This is a genomic window from Paraburkholderia gardini (assembly GCF_907164575.1).
GTDB lineage: Bacteria > Pseudomonadota > Gammaproteobacteria > Burkholderiales > Burkholderiaceae > Paraburkholderia > Paraburkholderia gardini.
This window is the reverse complement of record NZ_CAJQYY010000006.1, coordinates 13,817-29,340: the sequence shown is the minus strand read 5'-3', so window position 1 is coordinate 29,340 and position 15,524 is coordinate 13,817. Positions and strand designations below refer to the sequence as shown.

Here is a 15,524-nt window from a genome sequence, read left to right as displayed (position 1 = left end):
CGCCTTACCCAGGGGCGCTGGCAGGTCGCCTGGCGCCGGACCTTTGAATCAGGGAAAACGATGTTGGCATGGCACTACACCACGGGACGGAAATTGCAACACATCACCGCAAGCGGGATGCTGATTCCAGGCGGCATGGGAACTGAACCGTCCGGCAAGCCCATACTCTGGTTTTCGCGAAATCAGCACTGGGAGCAAACCGCCGGCAAGGCATGCCATGATGCCGGACAACCAGTACGCCGCCTGACATTGCGGGAAACCTGGGCGGAGAGCGACGGGCTCGTGCGATATGGATGCGACGTTAAACGCCTGTACGCCGGGGAAGCGCTGCGGCAAAAAGCACAAATGAGCCACGAGGTCTGGGCGGCCTTGTACGCGGCGGGAAAGCTTCAGCAGGCCTATCCAGCCGCGTGGTGCGGCTCGGTCGACTCAATTCCGGTTGATGGCCTGGTCGTGGATGTCATGAGCGGATCCTTCAAATGGGAGCGCCTCGATGCATGCTAGCGTACCGTCGGCCATGGGTCCGTCAGTGTGGTGCGGCCCAAGGCCCGCCGCGGGTTAGCCGATCCTGGAGCATTCTGGTGAAAGGGGTTCCGCTCAGGAAATCGAATATCGATTCCGTGGGCCGCTGACATACTGCTTCCTGGCGATTTCAAGAAGCTTTTCGCGAAACTGGTCAAAGGCACTGAGTATCGAACGCTCGTCGGAGCCCGCGCCAGGTTGCAGATTTCTTATCATCGCGTCGTCGACCTGGAAGGTGATTTCGCGTGAATTGTCGTATCCCCAGAAACACACGCAATGCCTGGAGGCATCGTAACTACGACTGGGATTGGGGAATTCAAGCACCACGATCAGCCTTTCTCGCGTACAACTGAGTAACGCCACTTACTGGCGTTCGAATCGATAGAGGCGTAACTGACACGTCTCTGTTCCGCGCGCAAAGCGTCTGCCGTTGCGAGGACAAGGGCCTGCGTCCTGCGCTCGTAAGAGTACGCGCTCTCTTTGCCGACAGGGGTCGAAGCCGGTTTGGTCTGTAATTGCATGATTGATCCATGAACAGGAGGCCGCAAGGGGCGGCCGGCCTTTTCTCACTGTATACCCTTCGTATGGTGCCAGCGTCTTTTATTGATCGATCCGGGCCGCCAGGCCCCTTTTCAGGCGTGCTTGACGCGCGCGCATGTGAAAAGGTAACCTGTGAAGGTTACCTTCATATGTGGCGGCAAGACAAAAAATGGTCAGTCAAACGAAAGGTGCGTGCGATGACGACGACATCGCGCTGGCATTGTCGCTGGCGGGCGAATTGCGGGTTCTTGTCGGCAAACTGAAGCGACGGATGCGCGAAGAGGCGAACCTTGGCGATCTCACGTTTTCGCAAACACGCGTGCTGGCCTTGCTCGAACGCGAAGGGCCCGCCACCGTAACGGCGCTTGCGCGCGCGGAAGGCGTGCGCCCGCAATCGATGGGCGAGACCGTTTCCTCGCTAAAGGCGGCCGGGTTTGTTAGCGGCGAGCCCGATCCGGTGGACGGCCGGCAAACGGTACTGTCGCTCACCGCAGCCTGCAGGAAAGCGATCAAGGCAGGCCGTGCGGCGCGCGAGGACTGGCTCTTCCGTGCCATTCGCGCGAAGCTCGCGGCCGCCGAACAAAAGAAGCTTGCCGCAGCGATCGAATTGCTCAAGCGCCTCCTCGATACCTGATCGCACCGGCACGCGCTATTGCCGAAAATGCCTTTGGGCCGCACCGGGCAAGCCCTGCACTCAATGAAAGGAGCGTTTGACGATGAACTGGATTCACCTGGTTTCGTGGTTCTTTGGCGGTGCGTTTTTGGCCAATGCCGTTCCGCATTTCGTGAGCGGCGTGATGGGACGTGCGTTTCAGACGCCGTTTGCGAAACCGCCTGGTGAAGGACTTTCGTCTTCGACGATGAACGTGCTGTGGGGTGGTTTCAATCTTGTCGTTGCCTGGCTGCTGTTGTGCCGTGTCGGCAGCGCGGACCTGTTCTCCATGGCATATGCTGTTTCGACGGGACTGGGCCTGTTATTGATGAGCTTGATACTCGCACGCCAGTTTGGACGGTTTAACGGCGGCAATGCGCCACTCGAGCCGGGAGCGGGCAGGTGAGCGGCACATTCCGTTCGCTGCGCGGATACAACTATCGGGTATGGGCGAGCGGGGCGATCGTGTCCAACGTCGGGACGTGGATGCAGCGCACGGCGCAGGACTGGCTGGTGCTGACACAACTGACGCATCACAACGCGACCGCCGTCGGCATCGTGATGTCGTTGCAGTTCGGGCCGCAGATGCTCCTGTTGCCCTTGACAGGCTATGCGGCCGACCATCTCGACCGGCGCAGACTGCTGTTCGCCACACAGGGTTCAATGGGCGCGCTGGCGCTCGGCCTTGGAATACTGACAGTCGCGGGATTCGTGCAGTTGTGGCACGTGTATGTATTTGCGTTTCTGCTCGGATGCGTCACCGCGTTCGATTCGCCCGCGCGTCAGACGTTCGTGTCGGAGCTGGTCGGCGAGGCCGATCTGTCGAACGCCGTGGCGCTCAATTCGACGTCGTTCAACGCAGCGCGAATGATCGGTCCCGCCGTGGCCGGCGTCCTGATCGCGGCAGTGGGTATGGGATGGGTGTTCCTGATCAACGCGGCGTCGTTCGTGGCCGTGCTTGGCTCGCTACGATTTCTTCGTCTGGACGAGCTTTATCGGAAGAGCAGGGTCGCGCACACCCGCGGCAGTCTTGCCGATGGTTTCCGTTACGTCTGGAAGCGCCCTGATCTTAAAGCCGTTCTATTGATGCTTTTCCTGATCGGCACGTTCGGACTCAATTTTCCGATTTTCATCGCGACGATGTCCGTCACGGCATTTCACGCGGGGGCCAGCGAGTACGGGTTGCTGACGTCGATCATGGCAATCGGCTCGGTCAGTGGCGCACTCCTTTCGGCCCGTCGCGCGCGACCTCACATCACGCTATTGCTGCTGGCGTCGGCGGTTTTCGGCCTGGGCTGCGGACTGGCTGCGCTCATGCCGACCTACTGGCTGTTCGGCGCGGTGCTCGTGATGATCGGCGTTTCGGCGCAGACGGTCACGACGTCGACGAACAGCTACGTGCAACTGGCAACCGAGCCCGAGATGCGTGGACGTGTCGTCGCGATCCTGCTGGCCATCGCGCTGGGCGGTACGCCGCTCGGTGCACCTGTCGTTGGCTGGGTGGCCGATCATTTTGGCCCGCGCTGGGCGCTCGTGGTCGGTGCGGCGTCTGGTTTTGCCGCGGCGATCGTTGCGATCCGGTATCTGATGAAGCGTGGTGAGTTACGTGTGTTCAGGGAAGGGGCGCGTATTCGTGTCAGTTTCGCGAGAGCCGGGGCGGAGGCTGAGGCTGCAGCCGATGGGCGGTTAGTGGATCACTCCTGACTCTGGCAGGGTGCTGTTGCCATTCGATAGCGAGAGCGCCGGACGGATCAGGCTGTTACTGAAGGGCATGGCCGTCAGGGACGATGCGTTCTCCGTCGTGTCTTTGGCCACCTGATACATCTACGCCACGGAAGTGCTGGCGGTTGGCGGCTTGCGACGCTTTTTCCCACCCTGGTGGGAGACGCGCTATCTTGCCGATCCGGCAATCCTGTCGTGTGCAGACGCGATACAGGTTCGGAGTTGGCATCGCGGAGAAGTTCAGACAGCGCGACGCCGAGGACGCAACACACAGCCACCAGTGCAATCAGCCATACCCAGGCCTCGTCGGCGCTCATGATCGGCTCCATCTCCTGAGATTGCGCTCAAGTCCGTCACCGTGTGAAAGCGGGATCGCATTCCGTGTTGCCGGTTATATTCACCTGCCAGGCTGATCGCTCGTGCTATCGCCCCCTTCTGCACGAGAAGCAGCAGGTTGCAGGTAGCGCCAGGCCGGCCTTCGCGATGTTCATCACGCTGGAAACACGCCTGTTGACAGGTAACGGTCGCCTCGATCACAAACGACGAACACGATCGTCGCGTTCTCGACCTCCTGAGCGATGCGCATTGCGACGGCGCACGCACCACCCGCTGAAATTCCACAAAAGATTCCCTCGAGCGCAGCAAGGCGACGCGCTGTGGTTTCGGCCGCCGCCTGACTCACCGACTCGGTCCGATCGATTCGTGTGGGCTCAAAGAATGCCGGCAGATATCCGTCGGACCATTTGCGTATGCCTGGAATGCGTGAGCCTTCTTCAGGCTGGGCCCCCACGATCTGCACGGCGGAATTCTGCTCTTTCAGAAACCGGCTCACGCCCATGATGGTCCCGGTCGTTCCCATGGCCGAAACGAAATGAGTGATGCGTCCCTGTGTTTCACGCCAGATCTCGGGACCGGTTCCTTCGTAGTGAGCAAGCGGGTTATCCGGATTGGAGAACTGGTCGAGGACGATTCCCTTGCCTTCCCGTTCCATCTGCCCGGCGATGTCCCGCGCACACTCCATGCCGCCCTTGGCCGGCGTCAGGATTATTTCGGCGCCATACGCTGCCATGCTGCGACACCGCTCGACGGAAACATCCTCCGGCATGAGCAGCACCATCCGGTAGCCGCGCAGGGCGGCCACCATGGCTAGCGCAATGCCGGTGTTGCCACTGGTCGCTTCGATCAGTACGTCGCCAGGCCGTATGCGTCCGCGACGCTCAGCCCCCTTGATCATCGACAGCGCGGCGCGATCCTTGACTGAACCCGCAGGGTTGTTGCCCTCCAGCTTGCCGAGGATGACATTGTTGCGCGCCCGGATCGTTTCATCGGGAAGACGAACGAGTTCGACGAGCGACGTGTTGCCAATGACACTTTCAATGGTTCTGTAAGTCATGTTCCGAAGTATTGGCGCGGTCTGAGTCATGGCTGTCCAGCCGTCTGGCGACGAGTTTTTCACGATGCGCTTACACGCGAGCGGAGAGCACCTCTACCGGCTCGTGTGTATCCGCGTCTTCCGGCTCCATGGCGACGAGCACGGCGCAGGAAACCCTGTCCAGCAGCAATCCGTCGTTCTTGCCGCTCCACCATCGCCTGACCCGACCGCTTCGGCGATGTCCAACGACGATCAGGTCGACTTTCAGTTCATTGGCAAAAAGCGGAATCTGCTCCAGAGGATCGCCAATCGCGAAATGGGCCGTTGCGATGATTCCACGCGCGGCGAGCTTTTCGATTCCATCGCGAAGGATCTCTCTCGCAGACTGTTCCAGGACATCGAGCGGTACGGTCGACGCAATCTCGGTCCCTTGCTGCCACGTCGAGCTATTCAGGACAGCAAGCAGGTGCGTTTCCGCCTTGACCTGCCCGGCCAGTGAGGCGCCATGACGCAATGCTCGCCGCCCCTCACGGGTTGCGTCATAGCACAACAGGATGCGCCCGAACGCAGGCATATCGTCATTCGCTCCGATTCGAGATACCCACTATCCAGCAGCCGGGCAGCGGCTACGCCGCCGCATGAATGGCCACTGCTCACGCGTGCTGCTGCCCAGCCTCGGGGAGCGCACTGTGTCAAAATCATTATATATCACTTTGTGATATATATGTTCTGCCCCAATCGCGCGAAGGGTTCTGGCTGGAGCCCGCACGACCCCGAATGGCTCATGCCGTTCGAGATGCCGTCAGGTACCCAGGCAAACCAGGTATTTTTCGTGAGCCGTTTGCACTGCGGCGTCTATCTGCCTGGGCCGGTCTCTTCGACGCAACTCAGTACAAGGGTACTGCTCGACCCTGCTTCAGGGCTAAGCGCGGCGGTGTGGAATTCGGTGTCGGTACACCGCCATTCGGCTCGAAAGTCCTTGTGGCAGCTCATGGATGGAGCACCCGTGATTCCCTTGTGCAGTACGTACCGGCAAGTCTGGAGACCGTCGCACTGACGGGCGAGGTCATGAGTCGCGTTGCCTCGTGGCGCTCCGCAGTTCATGCCGTCGCTACCCGATACGATCCTGATTGCCCGCGCTTGCGCACCCGGGCTTGCGACCACGCAGAGAATGCCCAGTATCGCCAGGACACAGTGAGAGGCTCCGGGGAGAGGAGGGGATTTATATCGTTGGTGTGCAAGTGTCGTGGCCATCATCGCCAGCTACCCGTGATAGTACGTTCGCGATCATCCGATTGCAGCGGGTGCCGTCGAATCTGGATACGTCGCACACTGCGGCATCGATTTCGCGCGATGATGATTCGTGCAGGAAAGGACAAAACCGCCGGTACATATTTTGACACGACGATTTCCGTCTGCACAAAGTATCCGGGCATCCGGTGCGCACGCGATCCGCAACCGGTCGGATCGTGGATAGGGTGTTCGATGTCACGTGAGCGAGCCGCGTTCCCGCGTTCCCGCCTTCCTGGTTACGGTCTGCGAGGCGCGCGTCTTTGAAGCAATTGCCGAACAGGATGGCTTCAATTGTTTCCGGAATGCCGTGCCCACGAATCTTCTCCGGGCCGTAGCGCGCCATGAAGCCGGCGATGAGGCCGCCGGTTACCGGAATGATTACCACCGGGATCCCCAGTGCATTAAGGGCCCGCGAGCGGTTCGCAAACGAAAATTCCTGGAAGAAAACAGGCTGGTGAACAGGTGAATCAGGCCCGGCAGCACGAACACCGCGAACGTGCTGAGCGTGCCGATCGCCGCGGCGAGCGCGGAAATGCCGGCAAGCCGCGTATTGATGGAAAAGTCGCGCTTACGGATATCGAAACGCGCTGTGACTCAAAAATCAATCTGGGGGACGTTAAAGGCGCCGTCGAGCGACTTCAGTTCGGTACGATGCATCTCGGCGAGACGGGCAAGCACTTGCTCGCCCGCTTTCAGCAAATGGACCTCGACCTGCCGCCGGTCTGTCTCACTGACTTTTCTGCGGACGAGATCGAGCGCCTCACAGCGGGACACGAGCGCGACTACGCCGTGATGCTGCGCCTGGAACCGTTCCGCGAGTTCGCCGACGGTCGCCCAGTCGCGCTTCGGGTAGCCCTTGATGTGCAGGAGCAGCAAATACTGCAATGGCGTGATGTCCTCGTGCTGGGCGGCCTGTTCAGAAAAACGCTCGAAGCGCCGCATCTGATAGCGAAACTCGGATAGTTGCTCGAAGTCTGTCTTGGTCAAGCTGCGAGCGAGGGCTTTCATCGGCGCTCCGTCGAGAAACAGGGGAAACGTAAATTATATCAAATTATGATATTTATATCTGAATTCAATCTGGCAACGGAACGGTGGCTATGCCAGGTATATTTCGTCGTGGTATAAAAAGTGGTTCGGACTGCGGCAGTGCAGCAGAAGCGGGTTGACCATAGAGTCAAAACAGTTCGACGGCTGTCGCAAGGAACGTCAATAGATGCTATTTCCAGCCCTAATAAATCATGTCGTGATATAAAATGATGGCAGGCCTTCTGGTGGCTGGACCTTGAGCAGGAGCAGTCCGGATGAAACTACAACGATGATTTGCCCGGATTGCGCGTACCGATGGGGACGCCGTGCTTCGCTCCGATGCGCAATGCCAGCCATCCTGAAGGCCCTCGCTGTCGTCACAGTGTGAAAGATGCGTTGCCTCACTTCCACGAGAGCATCGCCGTGGGTAGATCCGAGGCCTTTCCGTCTGCATCGTCGAGACGCGCCTCATTCGTTTTGCTCAACGGCTTTCCGGTGCGATCGTGCAATAAGATCAAATCAAGGAGCCATCATGCTGATCACGTTTCAATCGCCCGCAACGCCTGATGTCGTGATGCTCAGGGAGCTTGCCCAGTATCTGCTGGGGCTCGTCGGCAAACGGCTCGATGCGCGTGGTGTCATCCTGCACGACGAACTACCCGGCGCGATCAGGCGTGTTGAAGCGGCTATCTCCGATGACGAAAAAGCGGAGCTTGCCCTCGAATCGCTGCAATTCCCCCGCGAACACGGTCAGGAATCTGGCAGTGGACTTTCGCAGCCAGCCTGGTCGTTTCTCGACATGATGCGTGAAGCCCGCGAACACAATGCCGACATCATCTGGAAGATTCCGCGCGCGCTTCAGTGACCTCGAACAGGACGCCGCACGACACGCGGTTGAGCAGCAATGCGTGGTTTTCTCCGGTCCACCAGCGCGCAAAAAAGCCATGTGGGTGATGTCCGATGACGATCAGGTCGACCTTCAATGAATTGGCCAGACGGGAAATCTGGTCGACCGCGTTTCCTGTCGAATAGTGGCCCGTCGCGGCCACACCCCATGCCTGCAGACGGTCAATGCCCTCGCGCAGTGTTTCCCGCGCCGCCTGCTCATCGACTTCGAATTTCATCGCGGACAGAACGTCGAATCCACTCGACCAGTACGAGCAATCGAGAATCGACAGCAGATGGGTTTCAGCCTGGAGTTGCTGCGCGAGTGCTGCGCCGCAGCGCAACGCAAGCTGCCCTTCCGGCGTGCCGTCGTAGCAGAGCAGGATCCGGTTGAACGGGGTCATCGTCAGTCCTTTGCCAGGTTTCGCTGCGCCTTCTGGATTGCGCGCCCGAATGGGTTTTGCCGTGAACCGGTTCAGGTGAACATCGGCACCGCTTCGATCAGCACGAAGCCGAGTAGTGCGCCGAGTGCCGCGCCTATGAGTCTCGGATGCCACCGCTCGAGATGCAGCATGCTGAACAGACTGCCGATGAGAATGATGCCCAGCAATGCGAATGCAACCAGCAGATAGCCGATTTCGAAGTCGTTGTTAATGATCACGATACCTCCCTCGTGTCGTAACGAACTGGGTGCCTCACGCGCGCGAGACCGCGAGGGCTTGCATTCAATTATATATCATGAAGTGATATATATGACCGGGCGGACCGGGTGTTGCCAACGCAACACATATGGCGATGGCAGGATGGAAAATCGCAAGGATGGGACACGGAAACCGGGCGGCATTCGCAGAGATTATTGCGTGACTACCAGGCGAATCGGGTATCTGGCCGGAGTGCCTGCATTCCGTTCAGTTCGCGGGCATTCCGCGAGTGCCAGAGGCGAGCCGTGCGATCCCTGATCAGTGATGTTCTCTGTCCGCCGGGCGCACGCTACGCAGGGCAACGTGTCCGCTGCCGATCTGCCCGTCCGTTCGCGCGGTATCGAACCTCGTCGAAAACATGAGCACGCTGCGAGCGTCATCCTCCATTCAGACTCGACAATACGCTCTGGAGAACGATTGCCTGATTGTGCTCCTCGTCCTTTGCGCCATAAACGAGCGTGATGGTCTGGCCGTCCGCTTCGGCTAGCAGGTGTCGCATACGTTCCTGCATCTCTTCACTTTCAAGTTCGCTTCGGTAGCGTTGCTGAAAGGCGTCCCATCGCTTCGGATCGTGGCCAAACCATTTGCGCAGTTCCGTGCCTGGCGCGAGGTCGCGCTCCCACTGATCGAGTTCAAGCGTCGCCTTGCTTAGCCCGCGAGGCCAGATGCGGTCGACGAGCACACGGTAACCATCTTCCGGCCTGGCATCTTCATAGGCCCGTTTGACGAGGATTTTCGATTTTTTCCGGTTCGTGCGTGGCATGTCTTGCTCCGTTCTGGAAAACGTTTCGATGCGTGTTATCCGTTCTGACTCACGCCATGCGTCACGAGCTGGTCGATCCTTTCACGCAGCATCGGGAGTACCTCGCTTTCGAACCAGACGTGTCGCTGAAACCACGCCTGGTTACGCGGTGACGGGTGCGGCAACGGAATGAAGGCGGGTGCGTATTCTCGCCAGGCCCTGACCGTTTCAGTTAGCGACGGCTTGCGGTCGCTCCCCAGAAAATGACGTTGCGAATATTGCCCGATCAGCAAGGTTAGCTGGATCTCCGGCAGCTTCTCAAGCAGGCTGTCGAGCCATAATTGCGCGCACTCACGGCGCGGCGGTTTGTCGCCGCCATTGCCTCGCCCCGGATAACAGAATCCCATTGGAATAATGGCGAACTGCGACTCGTCCATGAATGTGGCGACGTCGACGCCGAGCCATTTGCGTAAGCGATCGCCGCTGGCGTCGTTCCATGGAATGCCCGATTCATGCACGCGGGCACCCGGTGCCTGACCGACAATGAGAATGCGTGCATCCGCTCCAGCGCGTACGATCGGGCGAGGGCCGAGTGGCAGATATTGCGAACATACCCGACAGGCACGCACATCGGTCAGAAGGCTTGCGAGGGAAGAAGGTGGACGCTTATGCTTGTTCACTGTCTGATTGCTCTATGTGGGGCTCGTCGTCGTGTATCGTGCGCGGGATGTGAGTATGGGTTGAACGTCCATCGTTTCGAGCGTCAGCACTGAATGCGCATATGGCACGTCAGCGCGCATTTCAGCAGCAACCCGGATGGCCTCCATGATTTCCTGTTCAGTTGCCCCGCTTCCAGCGTCCGTCCTGACAGGGCCGCGTATGCAGCAGGGGAATTGCGTGACGTGCGCGTCGGCCACCGCGATCGCCGCACTTGATGCAGGGTACCTGGGCTGGTTCATGAATCACCTCCCCAAAACGGACTGGCAGCGAGCGGCGCTAGCCTTCCGTTATCCGCACGTTGTACCAGCTTCCTCGAATGCGATCAGGAATTCTTCCGCCAGCAGCCATGAGCCCACTGTGACGCAGCGCGTGCTTTCGTCGACGTCGACCTTCGCATCCGGATGGACGCTGCCGATCGCTTTAGCAATGACGCGCGAGTCATCGCCACCCGTCATGTTCTTTACTTCGAATTTCATCCGTTGTTCCTTTACACCAGTGATGGGGAGCACTCTGGTTGCTTACCCGAGGATGGGTGAAATCCGCAGGGCCTGAGACCGTCCATTCGCGCCCTTCGCGCCTTCCCATGGCTTTCCGGCCGCCTTCTCGTGGCCGACTCCGCGATAAGTGGGCAATGCGACGAAAAATAGAAAATACACCTGCAGCAGTCCAAAGCCAAACGCGCTAATTGTTGCCACATGATTGAAATCCTTGAACTGTTCTGGATAGTCTGAACATCGACGCGGCATACCGGCCAGGCCCGGAAAGTGTACGGGGAAGAACGTGAGGTTGAACGTGATCATCGTGCCCCAGAAGTGGATCTTGCCTCCCGGTTCGTTATGTACCCGGTCCACTTTGTGGACCAGTCCGGCCTCGCCATGACCGCCGGGAGGCGGCTTGGATATCGCCTTATCGTGCGACAAAACGCCCACCGCGGATCGTGCACAAATAATGCATCATTTGTGCATCTTTAGGCGGAAGGACATCATGACGCAACTCACTCCCACACAGATGAAGAAGGTCAAATCCACGGCTCCCGTTCTTGCCGAACATGGCGTGACGATCACAAAACATTTCTATCGACGGCTGTTCACGCATCATCCGGAGCTCAGGAACGTTTTCAATCAAACGAACCAGAAAAACGGGAACCAGGCGGAGACACTCGCGCACGCGGTATGGGCCTACGCTGCACACATCGACAATATCGACGCGCTTGGTCCAGCCGTCGCGCACATTGCGAACAAGCACGTCAGCCTGAACATCGCGCCCGCGCAATACGACATCGTCGGCGAGCATCTGCTCGCGTCGATCGTGGAGGTACTGGGCGACGCAGTCGACGCCGAGACTGTCGACGCATGGTCGGCCGCCTATGCGCAGCTTGCGGGCCTGATGATCGGGGTCGAAAGAAAGCTGTACGATCTTGCCGACTGGGAAGGGTTTCGCCCTTTTACCGTGGTTCGCAAGGTTCACGAAAGCGATGAGATCTCCTCGTTCTATCTGGAACCGGTCGACGGCAGATCGCCGGGTCGCTTCAAGCCAGGTCAGTATGTAAGCGTAAAGCGTTACATCGACGTGCTCGGCTATGAACAACCACGTCAATATAGTTTATCGGATGCACCCAACAGCAATTACCTGCGCATTTCGGTAAAACGTGAACCGGGCAACATTGAGACGACACCCGGTGTCATCTCGAACGTACTGCATGATGGCGTCAACGTAGGTGCGTTGCTCGAGGTCAGCGCGCCCGCAGGGGTCTTTGCACTCGATACGACAAAACATACGCCGGTGGTGCTAGTGAGCGGCGGTGTTGGCATCACACCAATGATCTCAATGCTTTCGTTTCTGGTTCAGGATCGGAACGATCGACGGATCGTGTTCGCGCATGCGTGCCGCAACGGTCGCGTCCACGCATTCAAGGACTGGGTGAATGAATGTGCGACTCGTCGCAGGATGCTCTCGAAGCACGTCTATTATGAGGCGGTCGGTGAAGACGATATTCCCGGCACCGACTACGATGCGACCGGCCGGATCGACCTGTCGTCGCTGGTTGACGAAGAGCTGATCGCTGGCGCTGACTTCTATGTGTGCGGCCCATTGCCGTTCATGATCGAGCAGAAGGAAACTCTTGGTCGTCTCGGAGTCGAGGCAGCGCGCGTCCATACCGAGATTTTCGGTTCAGGCATGCTCGGCTAGCAGGGGAGCGATCTCGTTCGAGGCGGTCTACGGCCCTCGGAGCCGTAGCTTGATCCTCGCGATGAGGAAAGGCGCAGGGTGAAACCGGAGGGCACTGACGCGGTACCCTCCGGACATCTTGTTGCCGGATCAACAGGCGGCATTGTCAGGAGCGCCGGCACGCTACTCCGGGCGTCATCGACCGGGCGCCAGCCAGCCGCTTACTTGTCCGGTTGCGGCGTGAAGCGCAGGTAAGGCCGCTCGGCGCGATATCCCTTCGGAAACTTCTGTTTGATGACGTCCTCGTCCTGAAACGTGAGCGGGATGATCACGTCGTCGCCATTTTTCCAGTTGCCAGGCGTTGCGATATTGCAGGCATCACTCAACTGCAGCGCGTCGATAGCGCGCAGGATCTCGTCGAAGTTGCGGCCGATGCTCAAGGGGTAGGTGAGCGTCAGGCGCAGCTTCTTCTGCGGATCGATGATAAAGACGGCGCGTACCGTCGCCGTTCCCGACTGATTCGGGTGAATCATGTCGTAGAGCGTGGCGACTTTCCGGTCCTTGTCGGCAATGATGGGAAAGCCGACGACCGTCTTCTGTGTTGCTTCGATATCCTTCCTCCACGCCTTGTGCGACTCGACGTCGTCCACCGAAAGGGCGATGGCCTTGACGTTGCGTTTTTCGAATTCGGGCTGCAGCTTTCCGGTCAGCCCCAACTCAGTGGTGCAGACCGGGGTGAAATCCGCGGGATGGGAAAAGAGAACGACCCAGGTGTCACCGGCCCATTCATGAAACCTGATATGGCCCATCGACGTGTCCTGCTCGAAGTCGGGCACGGTATCGCCCAGACGGATAGTGCTCATGACATTGACCTCTCATGTGGAACGCCCTGACCAGGGGCTGAAGTTTTCGGTACGGCAGGCTTTTTATCGCGTGACCGGAGGCCGGTTTTGCACGGGATGTGCGCGGTTTCAACGCACCGGGCCGTCGCCGGTCCCGACCTTGCCGGTCGCGCAGGTTTTTTGCGTCAGTGGGAATCTCCCTGATAGATATAGCGGCGAGACCAGGGCAGTGTGTCGGCCCGACGGCCCGCCTTGCGCCCAACGATCTGGTAAATGGCGACATCGTCGTTCTCGAACGCGTAGGCGCAGCCCGCCAGATAGATACGCCAGATGCGGTACTTCTCCTCGTCGACCATCTTGCGCAGCGTCGATGCATGAGCTTCGTAGTTATCGCTCCAGAGCCGCAGGGTCCTTGCATAGCGGCGACGCAGGTTTTCGACGTCGAAGGCTTCGAGCCCGCCCTCCTGCATCGCATTCAGCGCAAGGCTGAGGTGGGGAAGCTCGCCGTCGGGAAACACGTACCTGTCGATGAATTCACCGCCGCCGTACGCTGCTTCGCCGCTGCCCGGATCGGTCGATGTAATGCCGTGATTCATGATGACGCCATCGTCGGCGAGGCGCTTCTGCACGCGCGTGAAGTAGTCCGGCAGATTCTCGCGGCCGACGTGTTCGAACATGCCGACGCTCGTGATCCGGTCGAACTGACCCTTGACGTCCCGATAGTCCGACTTCTCCGTTTTTCTGGTGTTAGACAGGGGTCAGGCAGTTCTTTAAAGGAAGGTGTGTCCGTCATACGTTGACTGACGGCGCGCGGTCGTCAGTAGGGGAAAGCTGAATTTCGACGCGCCTGATGTTTTTTTCGTGAGAGGCGAGCATCGCGACCAGGTCGTTGCGGATGCGCCCGTCATGAATTTCCGGCAGCAACGCCTGCAACCTGCGGACAACCCATCCCTGGCCGCGGTTCAGAAAAGCCATGCGTTGAGGCAGATCGGCGATAGCCATCGCCTTTTCATAGAAGGCGCCGGTGCGACGGGTCGGCGTCGCGCCCAGCGACAAAATCGCTTTCGTCAGTACACCGCACCAGCGTGCTTCGTCCTGACGGATGCCGGCTATCAGTTGTCTGAGTTCCGGCGCGGTGATTTCAGCCGCTGTCTGCGACGTCACGCGCGCACCCGCGCGCTCGGCCTCCAGCAATTCGTTCAGCGCGGCCAGCAACTCACCCCGGTTCGTCTCCGCCGGCAGTGTGTCATGCATCCCGCCGGCGTCGGCGGGCTGCATCGGTGCGGCACCAGAGTCGAGGAGGGCAGCCGCGTCGGTGACGATGCGATGCAGACGTTCCGCCGCACCGACGATCGTGCCGATCCTTCCCGCGCCCGTGCCCGCATAAAGCGCCATGGCTTCGAAATCGCCGGTCATCGAACGCAGCGGCGAGTCGGTGCTGAACAGGTAGATGGGTCGACCTTCCTCATCTCCGATCACGGTCCTGTCCGTGCCGAACGGGTCGCCCCGCTGGCCGCTGGTGACGCTGTTCGCAAGCACCCGTACGCGCGCGCCGCGCGGCCAGTTGATGTGGAAGGCGTCGGTCAGAAGGGTCGCGTCTTCAGCAGCATCGGCGATGCGTTGCTTGTGATAGGGATGGGCGAAGGATTCGTGAGTGGGAATCAATGCCGTACCGAGCACGACGCCTTGCGCGCCGAAAGAAAGCGCTGTTGCGATATCGGTTCCATCGACGAGACCGCCTGCGGCGAGAACGGGAATCCGCGCCGCCGCGACGATTTCCGGCAGCAGCATCGCGAGCGGCCGGTCGCCCCAGACGTGGCCGCCGGCCTCCCGTCCCTGGGCAATCAGTACCTGGGCGCCGGCCTCTTCGGCAAGACGCGCGTCTCTCGTCGATCCGACCTGATAGACGACCAGGATGCCGGCATCGCGCAACCGTTTGACGACTGCGGGAACCACATCCCAGAACAGCCCGATGACCGGCACGCCGAGTTCGATACAGGTATCGATCTGCGCGTCCAGCAGTTCCGGGTCTGTCGCGGCCGGGATCAGGTTGACGCCGAACTTTCGGTCGGTATGTGCGCGCACGCGCTGGACTTCCTCGCGGATCAGCGCCACCGGTTCGCGCACCATGCCCAGAAAGCCGAAACCGCCGGCGCCCGTCACCGCGCTGACGAGTTCCGAACGCGCGACGCCGCCCATGCCTGCCAGCACGACCGGCCACGTGCAGCCGAGCAGATCGCAGACGGGGCGATGCAGGGTGCTCACAATGTCGTTGGCCTCCGACGTGAGGTTGATCTGGATCGACATGGCACGTTCTCCTTGATGCAAATTGCGGACG

18 protein-coding genes and 2 pseudogenes are annotated in these 15,524 nt (G+C 59.7%); 6 read left to right on the top strand and 14 right to left on the bottom strand.

Features of this window, described 5'->3' with window-relative positions:
• Positions 1 to 60: 60 nt before the first annotated feature.
• Positions 61 to 504: a hypothetical protein gene (locus tag LPA34_RS06515; RefSeq protein ID WP_228976185.1), complete on the top strand. Its 444-nt coding sequence runs from the start codon at positions 61 to 63 to the stop codon at positions 502 to 504.
• Positions 505 to 597: 93 nt separating this feature from the next.
• Here the strand turns inward: LPA34_RS06515 and LPA34_RS06510 are convergent, their stop codons facing one another.
• A complete protein-coding gene (locus LPA34_RS06510; RefSeq protein WP_228976181.1) occupies positions 598 to 849 on the bottom strand; it encodes a DUF1488 family protein in 252 nt (83 codons plus the stop codon).
• A gap of 382 nt (positions 850 to 1,231) precedes the next feature.
• On the opposite strand from LPA34_RS06510, the gene LPA34_RS06505 reads away from it, so the two are divergent.
• The 3 genes from LPA34_RS06505 to LPA34_RS06495 all read left to right on the top strand — a co-directional run bounded on the left by LPA34_RS06505 (position 1,232) and on the right by LPA34_RS06495 (position 3,418).
• Entirely contained in the window at positions 1,232 to 1,696 is a 465-nt protein-coding gene (locus LPA34_RS06505; protein WP_228976179.1) for a MarR family winged helix-turn-helix transcriptional regulator, read from the top strand.
• 82 nt (positions 1,697 to 1,778) lie between these two features.
• A complete protein-coding gene (locus LPA34_RS06500; protein ID WP_228976177.1) occupies positions 1,779 to 2,120 on the top strand; it encodes a hypothetical protein in 342 nt (113 codons plus the stop codon).
• Positions 2,117 to 3,418 carry an MFS transporter gene (locus LPA34_RS06495; protein ID WP_228976175.1) on the top strand — a complete coding sequence of 434 codons (1,302 nt, stop codon included), beginning with the start codon at positions 2,117 to 2,119 and terminating at the stop codon, positions 3,416 to 3,418. Before LPA34_RS06500 ends, LPA34_RS06495 begins: the two co-directional genes overlap by 4 nt.
• A gap of 508 nt (positions 3,419 to 3,926) precedes the next feature.
• On the opposite strand, the gene cysM is transcribed toward LPA34_RS06495, so the two are convergent.
• The 4 genes and pseudogenes from cysM to LPA34_RS06475 form a co-directional block, all read right to left on the bottom strand.
• On the bottom strand, positions 3,927 to 4,829 hold the full coding sequence (cysM, locus tag LPA34_RS06490; protein ID WP_228976173.1) for a cysteine synthase CysM: 903 nt from the start codon (positions 4,827 to 4,829) through the stop codon (positions 3,927 to 3,929).
• A gap of 70 nt (positions 4,830 to 4,899) precedes the next feature.
• Positions 4,900 to 5,382 carry a universal stress protein gene (locus LPA34_RS06485; RefSeq protein WP_228976171.1) on the bottom strand — a complete coding sequence of 161 codons (483 nt, stop codon included), beginning with the start codon at positions 5,380 to 5,382 and terminating at the stop codon, positions 4,900 to 4,902.
• A 963-nt stretch (positions 5,383 to 6,345) separates the two neighbouring features.
• A pseudogene (locus LPA34_RS06480) lies at positions 6,346 to 6,677 on the bottom strand (chloride channel protein); the annotation flags it as partial.
• 18 nt (positions 6,678 to 6,695) lie between these two features.
• Positions 6,696 to 7,109, bottom strand: coding sequence for a MarR family winged helix-turn-helix transcriptional regulator (locus LPA34_RS06475; RefSeq protein ID WP_228976167.1), 414 nt, complete (start codon positions 7,107 to 7,109; stop codon positions 6,696 to 6,698).
• Between the two features lie 550 nt (positions 7,110 to 7,659).
• Between LPA34_RS06475 and LPA34_RS06470 the strand changes: the two genes are divergently transcribed.
• Positions 7,660 to 7,992: a DUF1840 domain-containing protein gene (locus LPA34_RS06470; protein WP_228976164.1), complete on the top strand. Its 333-nt coding sequence runs from the start codon at positions 7,660 to 7,662 to the stop codon at positions 7,990 to 7,992.
• On the opposite strand, the gene LPA34_RS06465 is transcribed toward LPA34_RS06470, so the two are convergent.
• The 6 genes and pseudogenes from LPA34_RS06465 to LPA34_RS06440 all read right to left on the bottom strand — a co-directional run.
• A complete protein-coding gene (locus LPA34_RS06465; protein WP_228976162.1) occupies positions 7,961 to 8,416 on the bottom strand; it encodes a universal stress protein in 456 nt (151 codons plus the stop codon). The two genes, LPA34_RS06470 and LPA34_RS06465, sit on opposite strands and share 32 nt — an antisense overlap.
• A gap of 71 nt (positions 8,417 to 8,487) precedes the next feature.
• Complete coding sequence (locus LPA34_RS06460; protein ID WP_228976160.1) at positions 8,488 to 8,673, bottom strand: hypothetical protein; 186 nt, start codon at positions 8,671 to 8,673, stop codon at positions 8,488 to 8,490.
• A gap of 416 nt (positions 8,674 to 9,089) precedes the next feature.
• The gene (locus LPA34_RS06455; RefSeq protein ID WP_228976158.1) at positions 9,090 to 9,476 is read right to left on the bottom strand and encodes a DUF488 domain-containing protein; all 387 of its coding nucleotides are present in this window, start codon (positions 9,474 to 9,476) and stop codon (positions 9,090 to 9,092) included.
• Positions 9,477 to 9,511: 35 nt separating this feature from the next.
• Positions 9,512 to 10,135 carry a uracil-DNA glycosylase family protein gene (locus LPA34_RS06450; protein ID WP_228976156.1) on the bottom strand — a complete coding sequence of 208 codons (624 nt, stop codon included), beginning with the start codon at positions 10,133 to 10,135 and terminating at the stop codon, positions 9,512 to 9,514.
• Positions 10,136 to 10,462: 327 nt separating this feature from the next.
• Positions 10,463 to 10,651, bottom strand: a complete 189-nt coding sequence (locus LPA34_RS06445; RefSeq protein WP_228976154.1) for a copper chaperone — start codon at positions 10,649 to 10,651, stop codon at positions 10,463 to 10,465.
• Between the two features lie 58 nt (positions 10,652 to 10,709).
• Positions 10,710 to 11,037: pseudogene (locus tag LPA34_RS06440) on the bottom strand (cbb3-type cytochrome c oxidase subunit I); the annotation flags it as partial.
• A 122-nt stretch (positions 11,038 to 11,159) separates the two neighbouring features.
• Here LPA34_RS06440 and hmpA point away from each other — a divergent pair.
• Positions 11,160 to 12,365 carry an NO-inducible flavohemoprotein gene (gene hmpA, locus LPA34_RS06435; RefSeq protein ID WP_228976473.1) on the top strand — a complete coding sequence of 402 codons (1,206 nt, stop codon included), beginning with the start codon at positions 11,160 to 11,162 and terminating at the stop codon, positions 12,363 to 12,365.
• A 200-nt stretch (positions 12,366 to 12,565) separates the two neighbouring features.
• Here the strand turns inward: hmpA and LPA34_RS06430 are convergent, their stop codons facing one another.
• The 3 genes from LPA34_RS06430 to LPA34_RS06420 form a co-directional block, all read right to left on the bottom strand.
• On the bottom strand, positions 12,566 to 13,207 hold the full coding sequence (locus tag LPA34_RS06430; protein WP_228976152.1) for a peroxiredoxin: 642 nt from the start codon (positions 13,205 to 13,207) through the stop codon (positions 12,566 to 12,568).
• Between the two features lie 164 nt (positions 13,208 to 13,371).
• Positions 13,372 to 13,941: a class I SAM-dependent methyltransferase gene (locus LPA34_RS06425; protein WP_267478172.1), complete on the bottom strand. Its 570-nt coding sequence runs from the start codon at positions 13,939 to 13,941 to the stop codon at positions 13,372 to 13,374.
• A gap of 34 nt (positions 13,942 to 13,975) precedes the next feature.
• The gene (locus LPA34_RS06420) at positions 13,976 to 15,493 is read right to left on the bottom strand and encodes a nitronate monooxygenase (protein ID WP_228976150.1); all 1,518 of its coding nucleotides are present in this window, start codon (positions 15,491 to 15,493) and stop codon (positions 13,976 to 13,978) included.
• Positions 15,494 to 15,524 lie beyond the last annotated feature (31 nt).